Raw genomic sequence first — 21,905 nt, forward strand, 5'->3', positions numbered from 1 at the left:
CGCCTGAACTCGGCAATCGTCTTGTGATCCGGCGCTAAACGCCCCAGCAGCCACATGCACTCCACGTTGCGATGGCACTCGCGCTCCAGCGCCCGCGAGGAGCGGATCGCGCTCAGGTAGCCCCAGAGGTACAGCCGCAGCAGATCCCCCGGGTCGTAGGGGGTGTTCCAAGTCGCTGCGCCTGCGCCTTGGCAAAGCCCAGCGCCTTCAAGTCCAGCGCCTGCACCCAGGCATCCACCACTCGAACCAGTGCGTCCTGGCTCACCAGCTCATCGAGCATCAGCGGAAACAGCGTCGCCTGCCCCCGGTCCTGTCCGTGCCGATGTCCCATTGATCGCTCTCCAATGAAAAATGCCCTCCAGACCAACGTCTGAAGGGCATTCAAGGCAGACTCAACGCCGACTATTTACACAGACTGTTTCGGCGGGCTTTTTCATGCCTGCAACTGGGCCCACGCCTTGTCGAGCCGCTTCACGCTCACCGGCTGCGGCGTGCGCAACTCCTGTGCGAAGAAGCTCACGCGAAGCTCCTCGAGCAGCCAGCGGAATTCAAGCATGCGCTCATCCACCACGCCCTTGCGCTCCGCCACCAGGCGCCAATAGCGCTGCTCTTGCGGTTTCAGTTCGGCGAGCTTGGCGGCATCACGCGCCGGGTCCGCGCGCAGCTTGTCGAGCCGCAGCACGATGGCCTTGAGGTAACGCGCGAAGTGCTGCAACTGCGTCCACGGTGCGTCGGCGATGAAGCGCTTGCCGACGAGACGCTGCAGCTGCTGCGCGGCATCCTGCACGGCATCGGGCTGGATCTTCGTGTCCTTGATCTTGCGCGCGGCCGCCGCGTATTCGATGAGGATGGCCGACGCCAGCCGGCCCACCTCGTTGGCGATCAGCGTGAGGCGGCCGCGCCCCTCTTCCAGCCGGCGCTTGAACGCGAACTCGTCGGTCGGCAGCGGCTCCTGAAGGAAGGCGCGGTCGATCGCCACGTCGATGATCTGCGCACGCAGTTCCTCGGAGGTGCCGAGCGGCATGAACGCGACCGACATCTTCTGCAGATCGGGGATGTTCTTCTCGAGGTACTTGAGCGCATCCTTCAGCTGCAGTGCGAACAGGCGGCGCAGGCCGGCCCGGTGTTTGGTAGCCGCCACGGCGGGCTCGTCGAACACCTCGATGGTCACGGCGTCGCCCTCGTCGCGCAGCGCCGGAAAACCGATCAGCGATTGCGAGCCGCGGCGCACTTCCATCAGTTCGGGCAGCTCGCCGAAAGTCCAGCCCGTGTAGCGCTGGCCGGCGGGTAGTGCGGCGGCCGCAGGCGCGTTGGCCGCCTTCGCGGGCGCCTTCGAGTCTTCGTCCGTCGCCGTCTTCTTCTCCGGCGACGCCTTCACATTCAGCCCCGCGAGCGCCTGGAACGCGCCTCGTGCCTGCGCACCGAGTTCGGCCTTCAGCGCACCAAGGTTGCGCCCCATGCCCAGCTGCCGCCCGTGCTCGTCGATCACGCGCAGGTTCATGAACAGGTGCGGCGGCAGCATGTCGAGCTTGAAGTCGGCGCGCTTCACGTCGATGCTGGTCATGTCGCGCACGCGCTTGAGCAGCACGTCGGTCAGCGAGCCTGTGCCGAACAGCTCGGGCGCCGACAGTTCTTCCGCCAGCTTCGAAGCCGACTCGGGCAGCGGCACCAGCCGCGAGCGCGGGCGCTGCGGCAGGCTCTTGAGCAGCGCCTGGATCTTGTCCTTGAGCATGCCCGTCACCAGCCACTCGCAACGTTCCTCGCTCACCTGGTTGAGCACGAACAGCGGCACGCTGACGGTGAGGCCGTCTTTCGCGTCACCGGGCTCGTGAAGGTAGGTCGCAGCACAGTCCACGCCACCCAGTCGCAGCGTGGCCGGGAAAGACTGCGTCGTGATGCCAGCCGCCTGGTGGCGCATCAGTTCATCGCGCGTCAGGAACAAGAGGCGTGGCTGCTCCTTCGAGGCATGGCGGTACCAGTTCTCGAAGGTGATGCCGCTGGCCACGTCGGCGGGCAACTGCGCGTCGTAGAAGGCGAAGATCAGCTCGTCGTCGACCAGCACGTCCTGCCGGCGCGACTTGTGCTCCAGCCCTTCGACCTCGCGCACCAGCTTGCGGTTGGCCGTGAGGAACGGGAACTTGCTCTCCCATTGCCCACCGACCAACGCCTCGCGGATGAAGATCTCGCGCGCCGCGACCGGATCGACCTTGGTGAAGTCGACGCGCCGCCCGCTGTACACGACCAGCCCATACAGCGTCGCGCGTTCCAGCGCCGACACCTGCGCGCCCTTCTTCTCCCAGTGCGGGTCGAGCAATTGCTTCTTCAGCAGATGCCCCGCCACCTGTTCGAGCCACTGCGGCTCGATGTTGGCGATGCCGCGCCCGAAGAGCCGTGTGGTCTCGACCAGTTCGGCCGCAACGATCCAGCGGCCGGGCTTCTTCTTCAGGTGCGCCCCCGGATGCTTGTAGAACTTGATGCCGCGCGCGCCGAGATACGCCTCGTCGTCTTCGAGCTTCCAGCCGACGTTGCCGAGCAGGCCCGCGAGCATCGACAGGTGCAGCGGCTCGTAGCCAGCGGGCTCGGCGTTGAGGCGCCACTTGTGCTCGGTCACCACCGTGAGCAACTGCGAATGGATGTCGCGCCACTCGCGCACGCGGCGGATGTTGATGAAGTTCTGCCGCAGCAGCTGCTCGTACTGCCGGTTGCTGAGCTTATGCGTGTCTCCGTGGCCGCCGCGCGCGTCGGCGATCCACTTCCACAGCCGCAGGTAGCCGCTGAACTCGCTCTTCTCGTCGTCGAATTTCGAATGCGCCTGGTCGGCCTGCTGCTGTGCGTCCATCGGGCGGTCGCGCACGTCCTGCACGCTGAGGGCCGAGGCGATGACCAGCACCTCCTCGAGCGCACCGCGCGAGCGGGCTTCCAGGATCATCCGGCCGACGCGCGGGTCGAGCGGCAGCCGCGACAGCTCGGCACCGGTTTGCGTGAGTTCGTTGGCGTCGTCGACCGCGCCGAGTTCGTTGAGCAGTTGGTAGCCGTCGGCAATCGCGCGCGGCGATGGCGCTTCGAGGAACGGAAAGCGCGCCACGTCGCCCAGGCGCAGCGACTTCATCCGCAGGATCACGCCCGCGAGCGAGGAACGCAGGATTTCCGGATCGGTGAAGCGCGCCCTGCCTTCGAAATCCTTTTCGTCGTAGAGCCGGATGCAGATGCCGTTCGCCACCCGCCCGCACCGGCCCGCGCGCTGGTTGGCCGCGGCCTGGCTGATCGGCTCGACCAGCAACTGCTCGACCTTGCTGCGGAAGCTGTAGCGCTTCACGCGCGCCGTGCCGGTGTCGATCACGTAGCGGATGCCCGGCACGGTGAGCGAGGTCTCGGCCACATTGGTGGCCAGCACGATGCGCCGGCCCGTGTGGCCATCGAAGATGCGGTCCTGTTCGGGACCCGAGAGGCGCGCGAACAGCGGCAGCACCTCGGCGTTGCGCAATAACGGCTGGTGGCTCAGATGACGGCGCAGGTGGTCGGCCGCTTCGCGGATCTCGCGCTCGCCGGGCAGGAAGACGAGGATGTCGCCCGCGTTGTGCGGGTCGCGCCAGAGTTCGTCGACGCCGTCGGCGATCGCATCGTTCAGGTCGTGCTCGCGCGACTCCTCGAACGGGCGGTAGCGCTGCTCCACCGGGAAGGTGCGGCCGGAGACATAGATGATCGGCGCCGGCCCGTTCCTGGACGCGAAGTGCTGCGCGAAGCGGTCGGCGTCGATGGTGGCCGAGGTGACGATCACCTTCAGGTCGGGACGGCGCGGAAGAATCTCGCGCAGGTAGCCCAGCAGGAAGTCGATGTTCAGCGAGCGCTCGTGGGCCTCGTCGATGATCAGCGTGTCGTAGGCCTTCAGCAGCGGATCGGTCTGCGTCTCGGCCAGCAGGATGCCGTCGGTCATCAGCTTGACCGAGGCGTCGCGGCTCAACCGGTCCTGAAAGCGCACCTTGAAGCCGACCACGTCGCCCAGCGGCGTCTTCAGCTCTTCGGCGATGCGCTTGGCGACCGAGCTCGCGGCAATGCGGCGTGGCTGCGTGTGGCCGATGAGCCGGCCCTTGCCTGGCTCGGCGTTGAGCTTGCCACGACCCAGCGCGAGTGCGATCTTCGGCAGCTGCGTGGTCTTGCCCGAGCCCGTTTCGCCGCAGACGATAACGACCTGGTGCGCCGAGATGGCGGCCATGATTTCGTCGCGCCTGCCCGAGACAGGGAGCGATTCGGGAAATTCGATGCGAAGAGGTGTCGTGGTCGTCAAGGGAAGGCAGTCGTCGGGCTGGCGCGGCGGGCAAACCGTCGATTATCGGTGCGCACAGCAGTTGTTGCAGGGCGCCCACAGTGCGCTGCCCCACGGCAACACGTAGTGTAAATAGTCTTTACTCAACCGCACCCTCTCGCTACGATCGCGTCCATGTCCTGCCTTGCCCCCACCACCTTGCGCCGTCGCTGCGCAAGCCATGCGCCCACCGCGCATGGACGGGCCAAGTTGCCTCGCCCGGCCTGAAGCCGCGCCCCCGCGCGCTTCGAGCACAGAAGCGCCGCAACCGCTCCCACAGCGTCTGACTGCCGATTCCTTCATGCGAAGGAGCGGCCGCTTTTCCGTACCTGTTCGATAAAAAAGAAAAACACCATGTCCAAAGACATCCATTCCCGCCTGCACGCCGAGCTGTCCGAACGCACGCGCCATCTGCAGACCGTCGCCGAGGCGCTGAAGACCGAGCTCTTCGGCATCGACGACATCATCGACCGCGTGATCGATTCGCTGCGCGCCTGGTATGTGCTGCCGCAGCTCATCAGCCGCCCTGTGGTCATCTGCCTCTGGGGCCTGACCGGCACCGGCAAGACGCAGCTCGTGCGCCGTCTGGCCCAGCACCTGGGCTTCTACGATCGCTTCATCGAAGTGCAGATGGACGGCTTCAGCCACGGCTCGGGCTATCACAGCCGCGGCTCCATCTCGGCCATGCTGGCCGAATCGGGCATTGCCGAAGGCACGCCCGGCATCCTGGTGCTCGACGAGTTCCAGCGCTTCCGCACGGTCGACGGCAGCGGCAACGACGCCAAGGTCGAGCGCTACCAGGACGTGTGGGCGCTGCTGTCCGACGGCCGCCTGCCGCCCGCGCTGTCGATGCTCGGCGAGATCGAATCGTCGCTCGCGCAGGCCGAATACGTGCAGGACCGCGACGGCCCGGCCGACAGGAAGAAGGACGACAAGAAGCGCAAGCTGCACCTCTCGCCCTGGGAGGCGCGCGAAGTGAAGCGCTGCCTGAAGCTCACCGAGACCCTGCTGCAGATCATGGCCTGGAAGCCCGCCGAGGTGCACGCACGCCTGCGCGCCTTCCGCGACATGCAACAGAGCTGGGAGACCGACTACAGCAAGCTGCTGGTGTTCGTCTCGGGCAATCTCGACGAGATGTACGCCGAGACGGCGCGCCGCGTCGAGGACTGCGACACAGACGCCGACATCTTCCACACGCTGGCGAAGAAGCTCTCCGTCATCGATGTGAAGAAGGCGCTGGCCGAGCGTTTCCGCCCCGAACAGATCGCACGCCTGGGCAACAACCACGTGATCTACCCGTCGTTCAACCGTGCGACCTATGTGCGCCTGATCCTGTCGATCTGCGACCGCTATGTGGCCGAGATCCAGGAAAGCTCCGGCGTGCGCTTCGTGCTCGACGCGAGCGTGTACGAGCAGATCTACGCCAACGCCGTGTTCCCGGCGCAGGGCACGCGCCCGCTGTTCTCGTCGATCCACGCGATCCTGAGCGCCACGCTGGTCAATGCCGCGCTGTGGGCGCTGGAGCAAGGCGCCGACGGCAGCGAGCCGGTGTGGCTCACGCTGGATGCGGGCGCCTCGTGCATCGCGGCCAGGTACCGCAAGGCGCGCCGCCAGTTCCCGGTGTCGCTGGAGCTGAATCGCCTCAAGCAGCGTTCGAGCGAGGACTTCCGCGCCCTGCTCGCCGTGCACGAGGCCGGCCACGGCGTGGCCTACGGCCTGCTGTTCGGCCGCGCACCGCAGGAGATCAAGATCAACGTGGCCTCGTTCGAGGGCGGCTACAACAGCTACGAGCAGCGCAAGACGTGGTCGAAGGAGAACCTGCGCGACCGCATCTGCGTGAGTCTCGCGGGCCGTGCCGCCGAGCAGCTGGTGTTCGGCGAGCAGGCCTGCACCTCGGGCGCCGTGCAGGACTTCATGCAGGCCACCGCCTGCGCGGCACAGTACGTGCGCCACTTCGCGTTCGGCACGCGCCTGAGCCGCACCGACGTCGCGAACGACCCGGAGGACAACCGCAACACCGACGTCGATGCCACCAACCCCGAGATCGAGGCCCTGCTCGCGCAGGAGCATGCGCGCGCCCTCGCGCTGCTCGACGCGCACACGCCGGCGCTGGTGGCGGTGGTCAACACGCTGATGCGCGAGGGCTCCATCGCGCCGGCCGAACTGGCGGCAATGCTCGGCCTGCCAACCGCTCCAACCGGAGAGCCGACCGACGCCTATGCGGCGCTGCTGGCGAGCTTCCGCGCCCGCCATGCCGACCTGCTGCCCCCAGCGCAACCCGAGGGCGCCGCGGCGGCCGTCCCCGCCAGCGCGGCCCGCGTGCTGCGGGCGATCGCCTGAATCGCCCGCGTCAGGCAAACGACGCTCCATGAATGCACAATCACGCCCCATGTCCACCGTTTTCAACTTCACCTTCGTGCCCTGGTTCCGCTCGGTCGCGCCCTATATCCACACGCACCGCGGCAAGACTTTCGTGGTCGCCCTGGCGGGCGAGGCGATCGCGGCGGGCAAGCTGCAGAACATCGCGCAGGACCTGGCCCTGATCCAGAGCATGGGCGTGAAGATCGTGCTGGTGCACGGCTTCCGCCCGCAGGTCAACGAGCAGCTCGCGGCCAAGGGCCACGAAGCGAAGTACTCGCACGGCATCCGCATCACCGACGAAGTGGCGCTCGACTCCGCGCAGGAAGCCGCGGGGCAGCTGCGCTACGAGATCGAGGCCGCCTTCAGCCAGGGCCTGCCGAACACGCCGATGGCGGGCTCGACGGTGCGGGTGATCTCGGGCAACTTCATTACCGCGCGGCCCGTGGGCGTTGTCGACGGGGTGGACTTCAAGCATTCGGGCCTGGTGCGCAAGGTCGACTCGGCCGGCATCCGCCGCACGCTCGATTTCGGTGCGATGGTGCTGATGTCGCCCTTCGGCTTCTCGCCCACCGGCGAGGCTTTCAACCTGACGATGGAAGAGGTGGCCACCAGCGTCGCCATCTCGATCCAGGCCGACAAGCTGATCTTCCTGACCGAGATCCCGGGCATCCGCATCGACAGCGAGTTGCCCGAGAGCGAGGACAACCCGATCGACACCGAGCTGCCACTGGACGCCGCAGAAAAATTGCTCGCCTCGCTGCCACCGCCGCAGAAACCGACGGACACGGCTTTCTACCTGCAGCACTGCGTGAAGGCCTGCAAGGCCGGCGTCGAGCGCAACCACATCCTGCCCTTCGCGCTCGACGGCTCGCTGCTGCTCGAGGTGTACGTGCACGACGGCGTCGGCACGATGGTGATCGACGAGAAGCTCGAGAGCCTGCGCGAAGCCTCGGTGGACGACATCGGCGGCATCCTGCAGCTGATCGAGCCCTTCGAGCGCGACGGCACGCTGGTCAAGCGCGACCGCACCGAGATCGAGCGCGACGTGGGCCACTACACGGTGATCGAACACGACGGCGTGATCTTCGGCTGCGCGGCGCTCTACCCATACCCCGAGGCGCGCACCGCTGAGATGGCAGCGCTCACGGTGTCGCCGCAATCGCAGTCGCAGGGCGACGGCGAACGCATCCTCAAGCGTGTCGAACACCGCGCCAAGGCCATGGGCCTGGACAGCATCTTCGTGCTCACCACGCGCACCATGCACTGGTTCCTCAAGCGCGGCTTCCAGCAGGTCAACCCCGACTGGCTGCCCGAGGCGCGCAAGCGCAAGTACAACTGGGACCGCAAGAGCCAGGTGCTGGTCAAGAAGATCTGACCGACTGCTGAAATCCCCGAGAAGGAGACTGCCCCGATGACGCTCGCAACTGCCCTGCTCTTCGCCATGGTGGCCTTCGCCGCCATCGCCACGCCCGGCCCTACCGTCCTGCTGGCGCTGAGCAACGGCTCCCGCCACGGCGTACGGCGAGCCTTGCCGGGCATGCTCGGCGCGGTGCTGTCGGACTTCGTGCTGGTCGGCGCCGTGGCCCTCGGCCTTGGCGCGCTGCTGGCCGCGTCGGAGTTCTGGTTCTCGATGCTGAAGTGGGTCGGCGCGGTGTACCTGGCGTATCTCGGCCTGCGCATGCTGCGCTCCAGGGGTGGCGGCTTCCATCTGCCTGCCGCCGACGGCACGCCCTTGACCACGGCGGGCGAGAGCAAGCGCATCTTCTTCAAGTCCTTCCTCGTGGCGGTGACCAACCCCAAGGGCTACATCTTCTGCTCGGCGCTGTTGCCGCAGTTCATCGACCCCTCGGCCGCGCAGGCGCCGCAGTACCTGGCCATTGCCCTGATCTTCGCGGCCCTGGACATGGCGGTGATGCTGGCCTACGCCTTCGTCGGCGCCCGCGCGATCCGGCTGCTGACCGTGTCGGCCACGCGCTGGATCGACCGCGCCTGCGGCGGCATGCTGCTGGCGCTGGCCGGCTCGCTGGCCTTCTACCGGCGCGGCGCGGCCTGACGACGACACCTGTCACCGGCCAGTAGCCGCTTCGCCAGGAGCAGTAACAGCCGTCACCGATAATCCCGGGCATGAATCCCCTGCTTTCCCGGTTGCAACCCTATCCCTTCGAGCGGCTGAAGCAACTGTTCGCGGGCGTCACGCCCAATCCCGAGTTTTCCGCCATCAGCCTGGGCATCGGCGAACCCAAGCACGCCACGCCGGGCTTCATCAAGGACGCCTTGAGCGCGAGCCTCGGCGCGCTGGCCGCCTACCCCGCGACCGCCGGCGACGTGGCGCTGCGCACCGCCTTCACCGACTGGCTGAAAACCCGCTACAGCCTCGCCCTCGACCCCGCCACGCAGGTGCTGCCCGTCAACGGCTCGCGCGAGGCGCTGTTCTCGCTGGCCCAGACCGTGGTCGACCCGACCGCCTCGCCGCAGCCGGTGGTGATGTCGCCCAACCCGTTCTATCAGATCTACGAGGGCGCGGCCCTGCTCTCGGGTGCCGAGCCGTACTACGTGGCCAGCGTGCCCGCGCGCAATTTCGCAGTCGACTGGGACAGCGTGCCCGACGACGTCTGGGCCCGCACCCAACTGGTGTTCGTCTGCTCGCCGGGCAACCCGACGGGCGCCGTGATGTCGCTGGACGAGTGGAAGAAGCTCTTCGCGCTGTCCGACCGCCATGGCTTCGTGATCGCCGCCGACGAGTGCTACAGCGAAATCTACTTCCGCGACGAGCCCCCGCTCAGCGGCCTCGAAGCCTCGGTGAAGCTCGGCCGGCCCGACTTCAGGAACCTGATCGCGCTGACCTCGCTGTCCAAGCGCAGCAACGTGCCCGGCCTGCGCAGCGGCTTCGTGGCGGGCGACGCGTCCATCATCAAGAAGTTCTTGCTCTACCGCACCTACCACGGCAGCGCCATGAGCGGCACCGTGGCCGCGGCCAGCATCGCGGCCTGGGGCGACGAATCCCATGTGGTCGATAACCGCGCGCAGTACCGCGCCAAGTTCGCTGCCGTCACGCCGCTGCTCGAACCCGTGCTCGACGTGCGCCTGCCCGACGCCAGTTTCTACCTCTGGGCCGGCGTGCCCGAAGTGTGGGCTGGCGACGACGAAGCCTTCGCCCGCGCGCTCTACGCTCAATACAATGTGACGGTTTTGCCGGGCAGCTATCTGGCGCGCCATACGACATACGGGGCGCACAGCGCCAACCCCGGCCGGGGCCGCATCCGCATGGCGCTGGTGGCCGGAACGGCCGAGTGCGTCGAGGCCGCCGGACGCATCGTCCGCTTCTGCAACGAGGGCACGGACGCCCGCCGCTGATCCGCTTTCCCGCTCCCATTTTTCACCCGAGACTTTCTTCATGACCCAGCAACTGCAACAAATCATCGACGCCGCGTGGGAAGACCGCGCCAACATCTCGCCCTCCGCTTCGTCGGCCGAAGTGCGCGACGCCGTCGAGCACGTCATCACCGAACTCAACAACGGCAAGCTGCGCGTGGCCACCCGTGAAAGCGTCGGCAAGTGGACCGTGCACCAGTGGATCAAGAAGGCCGTGCTGCTGTCGTTCCGCCTGAAGGACAACGAGCAGATGCAGGCCGGTTCGCTCGGCTTCTACGACAAGGTGCCGACCAAGTTCTCGCACCTGTCGGCCAACGAGCTGAAGGAATCGGGCGTTCGCATCGTGCCCCCGGCCGTGGCCCGCCGCGGCAGCTACATCGCCAAGGGCGCGATCCTGATGCCCTCCTACGTGAACATCGGCGCCTACGTGGGCGAAAGCACCATGGTCGACACCTGGGCCACCGTGGGTTCGTGCGCGCAGATCGGCGCCAACGTGCACCTGTCGGGCGGCGTCGGCATCGGCGGCGTGCTCGAGCCGCTGCAGGCCGGCCCCACCATCATCGAAGACAACTGCTTCATCGGCGCGCGCTCCGAAGTGGTCGAAGGCGTGGTGGTCGAAGAAAACTCGGTGCTGTCGATGGGCGTGTTCATCGGCCAGAGCACCCCGATCTACGACCGCGCCACCGGCGAAACCCACTTCGGCCGCGTGCCCGCGGGCTCGGTCGTCGTGGCCGGAAGCCTGCCCAAGGACAACGGCCGCTACAGCATGTACGCCGCCATCATCGTGAAGAAGGTCGACGCCAAGACGCGTTCCACGACCTCGCTGAACGACCTGCTGCGCGACTGAGCGGTCCCCAGGACCAATCCCTTTTCCCCTTAGAGAAAACAACAGCACCCGAGGAGAGAGACCGATGAACATGATGGAGCGGATTCTTCGTTTGATGGCCGAGCGCAAGGCCTCCGACATCTACCTCTCGGCCCACTCCCCGGTGCTGATCCGCATCAACGGCATCTGCGTGCCGATCAACGCGCAAGTGCTGCCGGCCACCGCGCCGCTCGCGCTGCTGTCCGAGGTGGTGCCCCCCGCCCGCATCCAGGAGCTGGAAAGCACGGGCGAACTCAACATGGCCGTCGCCCTCGAAGGCGCCGGCAACTACCGCATCAGCGCCATGCGCCAGCGTGGCACCTACGCGGTGGTGGTGCGGCACATCGCCTCGACGATTCCGAGCTTTGCCGACCTGAACCTGCCCGACATCCTCAAGACGCTCATCATGGACAAGCGCGGGCTGATCCTGATGGTGGGCGCCACCGGCGCCGGCAAGACCACCACGCTGGCCTCGATGCTCGACTACCGCAACGAGCACGCCAGCGGCCACATCCTGACGGTGGAGGAACCGATCGAGTTCACCTACACCAACAAGAAATCGGTGGTGAACCAGCGCGACGTGGGCAGCGACACCACCTCGCTGCAGATGGCGCTGAAGAACGCGCTGCGCCAGGCGCCCGACGTGATCCAGATCGGCGAAATCCGCGACCGCGACACCATGACCGCCGCCATCGCCTACGCGCAGTCGGGCCACCTGTGCGTGGCCACGCTGCACGCCAACAACAGCTACCGCGCGCTGAACCGCATCCTGAGCTTCTTCCCGGTCGAGGTTCGGCCTACGCTCCTGGGCGACCTGGGCGGCGCGCTGCGCGCCATCGTGTCGCAGCGCCTGCTGCGCACGCCGACCGGCGGCCGCGTGCCGGCGCTCGAAGTCATGCTCAACACCGCGCTGGTGGCCGAGCTGATCGAAAAGGGTGACTTCTCGGGCGTCAAGGAAGCCATGGAAAAGTCGATGGCCGAAGGCTCGCAGACCTTCGAGGAAGACATCGCCCGCCTCATCACCGAAGAGCGCGTCACGCGCGAGGAAGGCCTGTCGCACGCCGATTCGCCCACCAACCTGATGTGGCGCCTGCAGAACCGCGCCGCGCCCAAGCAGCAGGTGGACGACCGCCACCTGACCGACCAGGTCGACGAACCCACCTTCACCGACATCACGCTCGACGTCAAATTCTGACTCTCCCCCAGGCTTCGCGCACTTCGTGTCGCGCGCCGGTTCCGCGGTGTTCCTGGAAGAGTCACCCTCCATTCCTGTGCCATGTCCCGTACGCTCCAGCTCGCCGAACAACTCATCTCGCGCCCCTCCGTCACCCCTGAAGACGCGGGCTGCCAACAGATCCTCGGCGAGCGGCTGGCGCCACTGGGCTTCACCCTGGAAACCATCGGGAGCGGGCCGGCCGACTTTCGGGTGACCAACCTCTGGGCGGTGCGCCGTCCCACCAACGCGGCTGCGACCAAGACGCTGGTATTCGCCGGCCACACCGACGTGGTGCCCACCGGCCCTGTCGAGCAATGGACCAGCCACCCTTTCACCCCCACGCATCGCGACGGCAAGCTCTACGGCCGTGGCGCCTGCGACATGAAGACCTCGGTGGCCGCCTTCGTGACCTCGATCGAGGAATTCCTGCAGGCCGTGCCCGACCCGCAGCTCACGCTCGCCCTGCTGCTCACCAGCGATGAAGAAGGCCCCGGCGTCGACGGCACCGTCATCGTCTGCAACGCGCTGGCCGCGCGCGGCGAAGTCATCGACTACTGCATCGTTGGCGAGCCCACGGCGGTGGAGCGCTGCGGCGACATGATCAAGAACGGCCGCCGCGGCACCATGAGCGGCAAGCTCACCGTCAAGGGTGTGCAGGGCCACATCGCCTATCCGCACCTGGCGAAGAACCCCGTGCATTCGGTGGCGCCCGCGCTGGCTGAGCTGGTGGCCATCAACACCGCGGGTGGCTGGGACACCGCGAGCAACCCCTACTTCCAGCCCACCAGCTGGCAGATCAGCAATTTCCATTCGGGCACCGGCGCAAGCAACGTGATTCCGGGCAGCGCGGTGATCGACTTCAACTTCCGCTTCTCGACCGAATCGACGCCCGAATCGCTGCAGCAGCGCGTGCACGCCGTGCTCGATGCGCACGGCATCGACTACACGCTGGCCTGGACCATCGGCGGACTGCCCTTCCTGACGACGCCCGGCGAATTGGTCGCGGCCGTGCAGGGCGCGATCCGCGCAGAGACCGGCATCGAAACCGAGCTGTCGACCAGCGGCGGCACCAGCGACGCGCGCTTCATCGCCAAGATCTGCAGGCAGGTGGTCGAACTCGGCCCGGTGAACGCCAGCATCCACAAGATCGACGAGCACATCGACGTGGCCGAGATCGAGACGCTGAAGAACATCTACCTGCGCACGCTGAAGCAGCTTGACGCTGCACTCGCGGCATGAGCACCGTCATCGAGCTGATCGAGTCGGGCGCCAGGCGGCTCGAGGAAGCCGGCGTGGCTTTTGGCCACGGCACCGCCAACGCCTTCGACGAAGCCGCCTGGCTCGTGCTGTGGCGCCTGAAGCTGCCGCTGGACGACCTCGACAGCGTCGCCGACACGCCCGTGTCGCCCGCAGAAGCCGGCAAGGTTTCCGCGCTGATCGACGAACGCATCGCCACGCGCAAGCCCGCCGCCTACCTCACGAAAGAGGCGTGGCTGCAGGGCGTGCCCTTCTACGTGGACGAACGCGCCATCGTGCCGCGCAGCTTCATCGCCGAGCTGATCGCCGACGGTTCCATCGACTACTGGCTCGGCGAGCACACGCAGCGCGTGCTCGACCTGTGCACCGGCAACGGCAGCCTCGCGGTGCTCGCGGCGCTGACGTACCCGGACGTGACCGTGGATGCGGCCGACCTGTCGGTCGAGGCGCTCGAAGTGGCCGCCATCAACGTCACGCGCCACGAGTTGGACGCGCGCGTCACGCTCATCGAATCGGACGGCCTGGCGAACGCGCCCGGCCCGTACGACCTCGTGCTGTGCAATCCACCCTACGTGAACAGCGCCAGCATGGCCGCCCTGCCCGCCGAATACCGTGCCGAGCCCGAGCTCGCACTGGCCGGCGGCACCGACGGCATGGATTTCGTGCGCCAGCTGTTCGCCGACGCGCCTTCCCGCATGAGCGAGCGCGCCGTGCTGGTGCTGGAAATCGGCAACGAGCGCGACTATTTCGAGGCCGCCTTTCCGCAGCTCGAGGTCGTCTGGCTCGAAACCTCGGCGGGCGAGGACCAGGTCTTGCTGGTCACACGGGATGCGCTGCTGAAATCGGACTTCCGGACGCAGAAGTAATACAAAACCATTTTTGGTTTTCCTTTTGCGCCCTCTGCGAAACCTTCGCGTCCTCTGCGTCCGGTAACCCGCATTCGCGGCCCCCTTCTGCCCACCCGGGATAATCCCGGCCTAGGCCCATTTTCATGATCACTCTCAAAAACGTCATTCTTCGCCGCAGCGCCAAGGTTCTGCTCGACGGCGCCACCGTCACCCTCAACCCCGGCGAGAAGGTCGGCCTGGTGGGGCGCAACGGCGCCGGCAAGTCGACCCTGTTCGCCTTGCTCAACGGCACGCTGCACGAAGACGGCGGCGACTTCTCGGTGCCCAAACACTGGCGCATGGCCCAGGTGGCGCAGAACATGCCCGAGACCGAGGAGTCGGCCACCGACTTCGTGGTGGGCGGCGACACCCGCCTGACCGAACTGCGCGAGTCGCTGGCCGCCATCGAGGCCGCCTACACCGAGAACCCCGACGACGCCGACATCGGCATGGAACTGGCCCACGCCTACACCGACCTGGCCGACGCCGGCGAGCACGACGCCGTGCCGCGCGCGCAGGCGCTCATCCTGGGCCTGGGCTTCAAGTCGCACGAGCTCGACGAGCCCGTCAACAGCTTCTCGGGCGGCTGGCGCATGCGCCTGCAGCTGGCCCGCGCCCTGATGTGCCCGAGCGACCTGCTGCTGCTCGACGAACCGACCAACCACCTGGACCTGGACGCCCTCGTCTGGCTCGAAGCCTGGCTGCAGAAGTACCCGGGCACCATGATCGTCATCAGCCACGACCGCGAGTTTCTCGACGCCGTGACCGACGTCACCCTGCACATCGCCAACGCCCAGCTCACGCGCTACGGCGGCAACTACAGCAAGTTCGAGGACATGCGCGCGCTGCAGATGGAGCAGCAGCAGGTGGCCTTCAGCAAGCAGCAGGACAAGATCGCCCACCTGCAGAAGTTCATCGACCGCTTCAAGGCCAAGGCCAGCAAGGCCAAGCAGGCGCAAAGCCGCGTCAAGGCGCTGGAGCGCATGGAAAAGGTGGCGCCGCTGCTGGCCGAGGCCGACTTCACCTTCGAGTTCAAGGAGCCGGGCAACATCCCCAATCCGATGCTGTCGATCAGCAACGCGAGCTTCGGGTACGAGATCGAGAACGAAGCGCCCAAGACCATTCTTCGCGGCGTGAGCCGCTCGGTGCTGGCGGGCCAGCGCATCGGCATCCTGGGCGCCAACGGCCAGGGCAAGTCGACGCTGGTGAAGACCATTGCGCGCGAAATGGGCGCGCTGGCCGGCCAGGTCACCGAGGGCAAGGGCCTGAACATCGGCTACTTCGCACAGCAGGAACTCGACGTGCTGCGCCCGCAGGACACCCCGCTCGAGCACATGGTGCGCATGGCGCGCGAGCTCGGCAGCAGCGTCAAGGAAGCCACCGGCGAGCAGGCCCTGCGCGGCTTCCTCGGCAGCTTCAATTTCAGCGGCGACATGGTCAAGCAGCCCGTGGGCACCATGAGCGGCGGCGAGAAGGCCCGCCTCGTGCTCGCGATGATGGTGTGGCAGCGCCCCAACCTGCTGCTGCTCGACGAGCCCACCAACCACCTGGACCTGGCCACCCGCGAGGCCCTGGCCGTGGCGCTCAACGAGTTCGAAGGCACGCTGATGCTGGTGAGCCACGACCGTGCGCTGCTGCGCTCGGTGTGCGACGAGTTCTGGCTGGTGGGCCGCGGCGTGGTCGGCGACTTCGACGGCGACCTCGACGACTACCAGCGCTACCTGCTCGACGAGGCCAAGCGCCTGCGCGAAGAAGCCAAGATGGCGACGCGCGAGGCCGTCAGCATCGCTGCTGCTGCTGCCGCACCGGTGGCGGCGCCCGCCGCTGGGCAGCAACGCAAGCAGGACGCCCAGGAGCGCCAGCAGCGCAGCGACCAGGCCAAGCCGATCAAGCGCGAGATCGCGCAGATCGACGAGCGCATGGCCGCCGCCGGCACCGAGCGCACAGCGCTCGAAGCGCGCCTGGCGCAGCCGCTGCCTCCTGCCGAGATTGCCGAAGCGGGCAAGCGGCTGAAGGCACTCAACGATGAAATCGGCCGCCTCGAAGAGCGATGGCTGGCCCTGTCGGACCAGCTCGAAGCCCTGGCGGCCTGACCTGGAACCAGGCAAGGGGAATCACCGGATGCCGTCCACCATCGACCTGGCCCGGGGTGACGAGAAACTCATCGCCGCCGTGCACCGCAGCCGCCGGCTCATCACCCGCAAGGCCCTGATGGCCGCCGCCGCCAGCGCCGTGCCCCTGCCCGGCATCGACTGGATGGCCGATGCCGCGCTGCTCTCGCGGCTGGTGCCGCAGATCAGCGCCGAGTTCGGCCTCTCGGTCACCCAGGTCGAAAAGCTCGCGCCGCACCAGCGCGAGCGCATCCAGAAGGCAGCGACCACCGTCGGCGCCCTGCTGGTCGGCCGGCTCGTCACGCGCGACCTGCTGATCCGGCTGGCCAGGCACGCGGGCGTGCGCCTTACCGCCAAGCAGGCAACCAAGTACGTGCCCATCGCCGGGCAGATCGTGTCGGCCGCGCTCGGCTATGCGGCACTGCGCGCGCTTGGCGAGCAGCACATCAAGGACTGCGTGCGCGTCAGCACGACCCTCGCTCTCGCGCCGCCCGAACCGCACGCGAACGCCTGAGCGCCTCGCGGTCGAACAGAACCTGCGCCGCCCAGCCTGCACACACCAGCCCGAAGCAACCGGCCCCCGCGATGGCGGGGCGTGCCGCCACCAGCCCGACGATCAGCCCCGCAAGGGACAGCAACGCCAGCAGCGCGCACAGCACGCGATCAAGCCAAAGGCCCGACAGGAAGCGTCTGAGCACGGCTTACTCATCGGCCGACGGTCGGCGCAAGGCCCGCGGCGCAGATTTGAGCGCCTCTTCCCGCACCTGCTGCTCGTAGGCAGCCAGCAGCGCAATGTAGTGGCGCGACATCACGTCGCTCACCCGCCCCAGGCCGATCTTGCTGATCGTCGGCTGCGGAATGCCGGTTCTCTGTTCGATCTGCTTCTGCGTGAGCCCCATGGCCCTCAGCGCCAGCACCAACTCGCGTGGCTTCATGGTCTTTCTCCCTTTTTCTCATATTTTAGAGTCCAGAAAGAATATTCATTTGAGCTTAAATCCCGCTCAATGGAGACCATTGCCACACGCGCCTTGGCCGCGCGCAAATTCGCCAAGATGACGCAGAAGCAGGCAGAGGCAGCTTCCGGCGTCAAGCAGTCCAGCATTTCCAAGATCGAGCGGGGAGACACCAGCCGGTCGATGAGCGTGCTCGCGCTGGCGCGCGCCTACCGTGCCGATCCCAACTGGCTGGACACCGGCGACGGACCGGCTCCATGGGACGAAGACCAGATCCGCCAGGCCCGCGACAGGGCCAACGAACCGCCTGGCCCCTATCGCGTGACACGCACTCCGCCGTCGATCCCGTCGTTCAATCCCCGCACTCCCGGCACCGTGCCGCTCATCGCATGGGCGGACGCCGCCAACTGGGACAGCCTGGAAGTTTCGCAACAGCCCAGTGCCGAGCGCTGGATTCCCTGCATCGCCCATCACAGCCTTCATACCTATGCGCTGCGCGTGCGCGGCGACAGCATGACCGCGCCCAGCGGCCATCTGAAGAGCTATCCGGCGGAGTCGATCGTGTTCGTCGATACACAGTTGAAGACACCCGATGACGGCGAACGCATCATCGCGAAACTCGACGACAGCGGCGAGATCACCTTCAAGGTGTTCAAGGAAGACGACGGGCGCCGCTGGCTGTTGCCGTTGAACCCGACGCACGAGCCGGTACGCCAAGCCTTCACCGTGCTCGGCACCGTCATCGGCAAGTGGGAAGACGAAGACTGAGGCCGTTGAAACGGGATTCCATCAAGGTCAGCTTCTATGCAGGTTCACAGGCGATAGTCATGGCTCTCCCTGTGGCCTGCATTCTCTGATCCTCCCTCCTCCAGCAGGTCACCTTCCAGCCCGCCTTCGTGCGGGCTGTTTTTTTGTTGTTCCAGGTCCGCGCGCTTTGCGTTACCTCGCCGGACAACTTTGAACGCCGCAAATAAAAAAGGCCGCTGGAAGGCGGCCTTGATCAACGTGTTTTCAGAGGAGAAGGGTTCTGGTAGGACGTACTGGATTCGAACCAGTGACCAACGGATTAAAAGTCCGCTGCTCTACCAACTGAGCTAACGTCCCGGAACCATTTTTTCTTCTAGCCGGTATCGAATCCGGCAAAGCCTAAGATTATAGCGTGACGTTTGAGGCAATTTGGTCGAGAACCCAACCCGCTGCACATTGACCGAAGGTCGCGGTGACGCTGACCACCGATCCGTAGCCATGGCAGTTGAGCGAGCCGTCGCCTTCGATGGCGCATGACGCATCGGGCGGCGCCACGCTTTCGCGGCTGAAGACGCAGGCGATGCCGATCTTGCGGCCTTCGCGCGGCGCGCCGTGTTCCTTGCGCAGGCGCTGACGCAATTGCGCCAGCAAGGGGTCGTGCGTGACGAGCGACAGGTCGTCGATGTCGACCTTGTGCGCCTGCCGCTTGCCGCCCGCCGCGCCCACCGTGACGAACGCAGCGCGCGATGATGAAGAAGATGCACGCGCCCACGCCGCCATGGCCACCTTGGCCTTCACCTGGTCGCAGGCATCGATGACGGCCGTTACCGGCCCGTTCGCGGCCAGCGCCGCATCGAGCAGCGATGTCCAGTTGCCGGGCTCGACGAAATCGTCGATCGCCTGCACCTTGCATCCGGGGTTGATCTGCGCGATGCGGTCACGCATGGCTTCGACCTTGGCCTGTCCCACGGTGGCATCGAGCGCATGGATCTGGCGGTTGATGTTCGACTCCGACACGTGGTCGAGGTCGATCATCGTCAGCCGCCCCACCCCGCTGCGCGCCAGCGCCTCGACCGCCCACGAACCCACGCCGCCGATGCCGACGACCAGCACATGCGCGTTGCGGATGCGCGCGGCACCGGCAACGCCGTACAGCCGCTCAAGCCCGCCGAAGCGGCGCGCAAGATCGGGCGCCGCGGTGTCGATGAGGACATCCGCGGCGGCGGGAGGAGTGGTGAAAGCGTCGATGACGATGGCACTCAAGCGCAAGGCTCCGCCGGCATCAACGCAGGCGCGAGAGGCGCTCGCGGCCGGCCTGCGCGGCTTCGGACTGCGGATAGGCCTTGGTCAGGTCTTCCAGCGTGCGGCGCGCGGCGCGCGTGTCCTTCAGCTCGATCTGGCAGTTCGCGATCGACAGCACGGCCTCGGGGGCTTTGGCATGGTCGGGCGCGAGCGAGAGCATGGAGCGGAAGTTCGCAATGGCCTCGTTGTAGTTGCGCGTGGCGTACTGCGCATTGCCGAGCCAGAACAACGCAGAAGCGTTGTAGCCGCTTTGCGGGTAGCGCTTGACGAATTCGGCGAACGCGGTCTGCGCCTGCGCGAACTGGCCCGAGCGGAACACGCCGAGGGCGGCGTCGAAGTCGGCCTTTTCCTTGGGATCGGCGGTGAACTCGCGGCCGTCCACCGATACCTTCGAGGGCTCGCTCTGCTTGAGCTTGTCGTCGATGGTGGTCTGGCGCGACTGCATCTCGCTCAGCGTGCGCGTGAGCTGCTCGTTCTGGCCGGTCATGCGGGCGAGGTCGCCACGCATCTGCTCGATCTGGTTCTGCAGGTCGAGCAGGCTGCGGCGCAACTGGCCGTTCTCGTCGGTCAGCCGCTGGTCGGTCTGCTGGCGCATGGCCTCGACGCGCTGGCGCAGGTCGAGGATGGCGCGGCGTGCCTCGTCATCCTCGAACAGTGCGGCCTGCGACCCCATCGAGACGCAAAGCAGGGCTGCGGCCAGCGCCGCGCCTCGCATGAGAGCGCGCGGCATCACCGGGTGTAGCGGAGTTCGGCGCGGCGGTTCTGTGCCCATACTTCCTCACCCGAGCCCGGGACGGCAGGCTTTTCCTTGCCGAAGCTCACGGCCTCGATCTGGCCGTCGCTCACGCCCAGCAGGGTCAGCGCGCGGCGGACGGCCTCGGCACGCTTCTGGCCGAGCGCCAGGTTGTACTCGCGGCCACCGCGCTCGTCGGTGTGGCCTTCGATCGAGACGCGGCGCTGCGGATTGGCCTTGAGGAACCTGGCGTGGCCGTCGATCAGCGACTGGAATTCGGGCTTGACGGTGTAGCTGTCATAGTCGAAATAGACGATGCGCGCCACGCCAACCGGACCCTGCATGGTGCCGGCGTTCTGATCGGCATTGACTGGCGTCACGGTGCTGGCGCCGCCGCCCTGCTGGCCCGCGGTGCCGCGCCCGTCGGTCACGGGCGTGTCGTTGAGCTTGGTGCCCGACGAGCAACCGGCGATGAGGGCCACGATGGCCAGCGAATAAATCGTACGTTTCAACATTTTTTCAAACTCCTCAAATAAACCTTGGTCATTGCTTTTGAAACGGACCCCAGTCCGGTTCCCTGATGTCTCCCGCCTGTCCCGCAAGCCGTGCCTTTATTTTTCCATCTAGCGTGGTCGTCATGAGCGCTTCGCGGCCTTGCAGGTGCGTTGCGTAGACGATCAGCTTGCTGTTCGGGGCAAAGCTTGGACTTTCGTCCGCGGAGGTGTCGGTGATCGCGCTGACGTTGCCGGTTGCCAACTCCATCACATGGAGTTTGAAGGCACCGCCCACGCGGGAGATGTAGGCCAACCACCGGCCATCGCCGCTGACAGACGGAGAGATGTTGTAGGTGCCGCTGAAGGTCACCCGTGTCGGGTTGCCGCCGCTGGCGCTCATCTTGTAGATCTGGGGCGCACCGCCGCGGTCGCTCACGAAATAGATGGTGCCGCCGTCGGCCGAGTACACAGGCTCGGTGTCGATGCTTGCGCTTTGCGTCAGGCGACGCGGTTCGCCGCCGCTGGCCGGGATGGAGAACAGCTGCGAGCCGCCGTCGCGGCTGAGCGTGACGGCGAGCGAATTGCCGTCGGGCGCCCAGGCCGGTGCGCTGTTGGAGCCCTTGAAGTTCGCCAGCAGCCGGCGCTGGCCGCTGGCCACGTTGTGCACGTACACGACGGGCTTGCGCGATTCGAAGGACACGTATGCCAGCTGTTGGCCATTGGACGACCAGCAGGGCGAGATGATGGGTTCGGGGCTGGCGAGCGCGGCTTGTGCGTTCTCGCCGTCGGCATCGGCCACCCACAGCGAGTAGCGGCTGCCGCCCTTGGTGACGTAGGCGATGCGGGTCGAGAAGATGCCCTTCTCGCCGGTCAGCTTCTCGTAGACGTAGTCGGCAATGCGATGCGAGGCAAGGCGCAGGTCGCCTTGCGGCACGGTGTAGCTCTGGCCACCGAGGTCCTGCCCCTTCACCACATCCCACAGGCGGAACTTCACGTCGAAGCGGCCGTCGCCCAGCCGGGTGACGCTGCCCACCACGAGCGAGTCGGCGGTGCGCTGGCGCCACAGCGACAGGTCGGGACGGGAGGCTTCGTCCAGCGCCTGGCCCGAGGCATCGACGCCGCGGAACTGGCCGCTGCGTTCCAGGTCGGCCTGGACGATGTCCGAGATCTTCTGGGGCGAGCCTTCCTGGCCCTTGAAAGGAACGAGCGCGATCGGCAGCTGCGTGAGCCCGACGCCCGACACCTCGACCCGGAACTGGGCCAGTGCAGGAATCATGGGGGTGGCAGCGAGGGCCGCAATGAGT

18 protein-coding genes, 1 tRNA gene and 1 pseudogene are annotated in these 21,905 nt (G+C 66.8%); 11 read left to right on the forward strand and 9 right to left on the reverse strand.

What is annotated here, in order from left to right; genetic code table 11:
• A pseudogene (locus ASD05_RS29835) lies at positions 1-331 on the reverse strand (transposase); the annotation flags it as partial.
• Between the two features lie 102 nt (positions 332-433).
• Complete coding sequence (gene hrpA, locus ASD05_RS26400; protein WP_235508124.1) at positions 434-4,213, reverse strand: ATP-dependent RNA helicase HrpA; 3,780 nt, start codon at positions 4,211-4,213, stop codon at positions 434-436.
• 444 nt (positions 4,214-4,657) lie between these two features.
• On the opposite strand from hrpA, the gene ASD05_RS26405 reads away from it, so the two are divergent.
• The 10 genes from ASD05_RS26405 to ASD05_RS26450 all read left to right on the forward strand — a co-directional run bounded on the left by ASD05_RS26405 (position 4,658) and on the right by ASD05_RS26450 (position 16,886).
• A complete protein-coding gene (locus ASD05_RS26405; protein WP_056598853.1) occupies positions 4,658-6,643 on the forward strand; it encodes an AAA family ATPase in 1,986 nt (661 codons plus the stop codon).
• A 49-nt stretch (positions 6,644-6,692) separates the two neighbouring features.
• Complete coding sequence (gene argA / locus ASD05_RS26410) at positions 6,693-8,039, forward strand: amino-acid N-acetyltransferase (protein ID WP_007832305.1); 1,347 nt, start codon at positions 6,693-6,695, stop codon at positions 8,037-8,039.
• A 36-nt stretch (positions 8,040-8,075) separates the two neighbouring features.
• Positions 8,076-8,717, forward strand: a complete 642-nt coding sequence (locus ASD05_RS26415; RefSeq protein WP_056598857.1) for a LysE family translocator — start codon at positions 8,076-8,078, stop codon at positions 8,715-8,717.
• Between the two features lie 71 nt (positions 8,718-8,788).
• Positions 8,789-10,018 (forward strand): succinyldiaminopimelate transaminase, encoded by a 1,230-nt coding sequence (gene dapC / locus ASD05_RS26420; RefSeq protein WP_007832308.1) that lies wholly within the window; start codon positions 8,789-8,791, stop codon positions 10,016-10,018.
• Positions 10,019-10,058: 40 nt separating this feature from the next.
• The gene (gene dapD, locus ASD05_RS26425; RefSeq protein WP_056598860.1) at positions 10,059-10,883 is read left to right on the forward strand and encodes a 2,3,4,5-tetrahydropyridine-2,6-dicarboxylate N-succinyltransferase; all 825 of its coding nucleotides are present in this window, start codon (positions 10,059-10,061) and stop codon (positions 10,881-10,883) included.
• A gap of 64 nt (positions 10,884-10,947) precedes the next feature.
• On the forward strand, positions 10,948-12,096 hold the full coding sequence (locus tag ASD05_RS26430; RefSeq protein WP_007832312.1) for a PilT/PilU family type 4a pilus ATPase: 1,149 nt from the start codon (positions 10,948-10,950) through the stop codon (positions 12,094-12,096).
• Between the two features lie 81 nt (positions 12,097-12,177).
• Positions 12,178-13,356 (forward strand): succinyl-diaminopimelate desuccinylase, encoded by a 1,179-nt coding sequence (gene dapE / locus ASD05_RS26435; protein ID WP_056598864.1) that lies wholly within the window; start codon positions 12,178-12,180, stop codon positions 13,354-13,356.
• Positions 13,353-14,240, forward strand: a complete 888-nt coding sequence (gene prmB / locus ASD05_RS26440; RefSeq protein ID WP_056598867.1) for a 50S ribosomal protein L3 N(5)-glutamine methyltransferase — start codon at positions 13,353-13,355, stop codon at positions 14,238-14,240. The genes dapE and prmB overlap by 4 nt, the downstream gene beginning before the upstream one ends.
• 125 nt (positions 14,241-14,365) lie before the next feature.
• A complete protein-coding gene (locus ASD05_RS26445) occupies positions 14,366-16,354 on the forward strand; it encodes an ABC-F family ATP-binding cassette domain-containing protein (protein ID WP_056598870.1) in 1,989 nt (662 codons plus the stop codon).
• Positions 16,355-16,382: 28 nt separating this feature from the next.
• Entirely contained in the window at positions 16,383-16,886 is a 504-nt protein-coding gene (locus tag ASD05_RS26450) for a hypothetical protein (protein ID WP_056598873.1), read from the forward strand.
• 187 nt (positions 16,887-17,073) lie between these two features.
• On the opposite strand, the gene ASD05_RS26455 is transcribed toward ASD05_RS26450, so the two are convergent.
• Complete coding sequence (locus ASD05_RS26455) at positions 17,074-17,307, reverse strand: XRE family transcriptional regulator (protein ID WP_056598876.1); 234 nt, start codon at positions 17,305-17,307, stop codon at positions 17,074-17,076.
• A gap of 69 nt (positions 17,308-17,376) precedes the next feature.
• Between ASD05_RS26455 and ASD05_RS26460 the strand changes: the two genes are divergently transcribed.
• A complete protein-coding gene (locus ASD05_RS26460; RefSeq protein ID WP_082572391.1) occupies positions 17,377-18,093 on the forward strand; it encodes a helix-turn-helix domain-containing protein in 717 nt (238 codons plus the stop codon).
• 44 nt (positions 18,094-18,137) lie between these two features.
• Here the strand turns inward: ASD05_RS26460 and ASD05_RS30320 are convergent, their stop codons facing one another.
• From ASD05_RS30320 to tolB, 6 genes are all read right to left on the reverse strand, one after another.
• Positions 18,138-18,329 (reverse strand): hypothetical protein, encoded by a 192-nt coding sequence (locus tag ASD05_RS30320; RefSeq protein ID WP_157610303.1) that lies wholly within the window; start codon positions 18,327-18,329, stop codon positions 18,138-18,140.
• Between the two features lie 24 nt (positions 18,330-18,353).
• Positions 18,354-18,429, reverse strand: a tRNA-Lys gene (locus ASD05_RS26465).
• Positions 18,430-18,477: 48 nt separating this feature from the next.
• A complete protein-coding gene (locus tag ASD05_RS26470; RefSeq protein WP_056598879.1) occupies positions 18,478-19,335 on the reverse strand; it encodes a ThiF family adenylyltransferase in 858 nt (285 codons plus the stop codon).
• 19 nt (positions 19,336-19,354) lie between these two features.
• Complete coding sequence (ybgF, locus tag ASD05_RS26475; protein WP_056598881.1) at positions 19,355-20,104, reverse strand: tol-pal system protein YbgF; 750 nt, start codon at positions 20,102-20,104, stop codon at positions 19,355-19,357.
• Complete coding sequence (gene pal, locus ASD05_RS26480; protein ID WP_056598884.1) at positions 20,104-20,622, reverse strand: peptidoglycan-associated lipoprotein Pal; 519 nt, start codon at positions 20,620-20,622, stop codon at positions 20,104-20,106. Before pal ends, ybgF begins: the two co-directional genes overlap by 1 nt.
• 28 nt (positions 20,623-20,650) lie before the next feature.
• Positions 20,651-21,877 carry a Tol-Pal system beta propeller repeat protein TolB gene (gene tolB, locus ASD05_RS26485; RefSeq protein WP_056598887.1) on the reverse strand — a complete coding sequence of 409 codons (1,227 nt, stop codon included), beginning with the start codon at positions 21,875-21,877 and terminating at the stop codon, positions 20,651-20,653.
• Positions 21,878-21,905: the final 28 nt, after the last annotated feature.

The organism is Variovorax sp. Root434, assembly GCF_001426595.1.
Lineage (GTDB): Bacteria > Pseudomonadota > Gammaproteobacteria > Burkholderiales > Burkholderiaceae_C > Variovorax.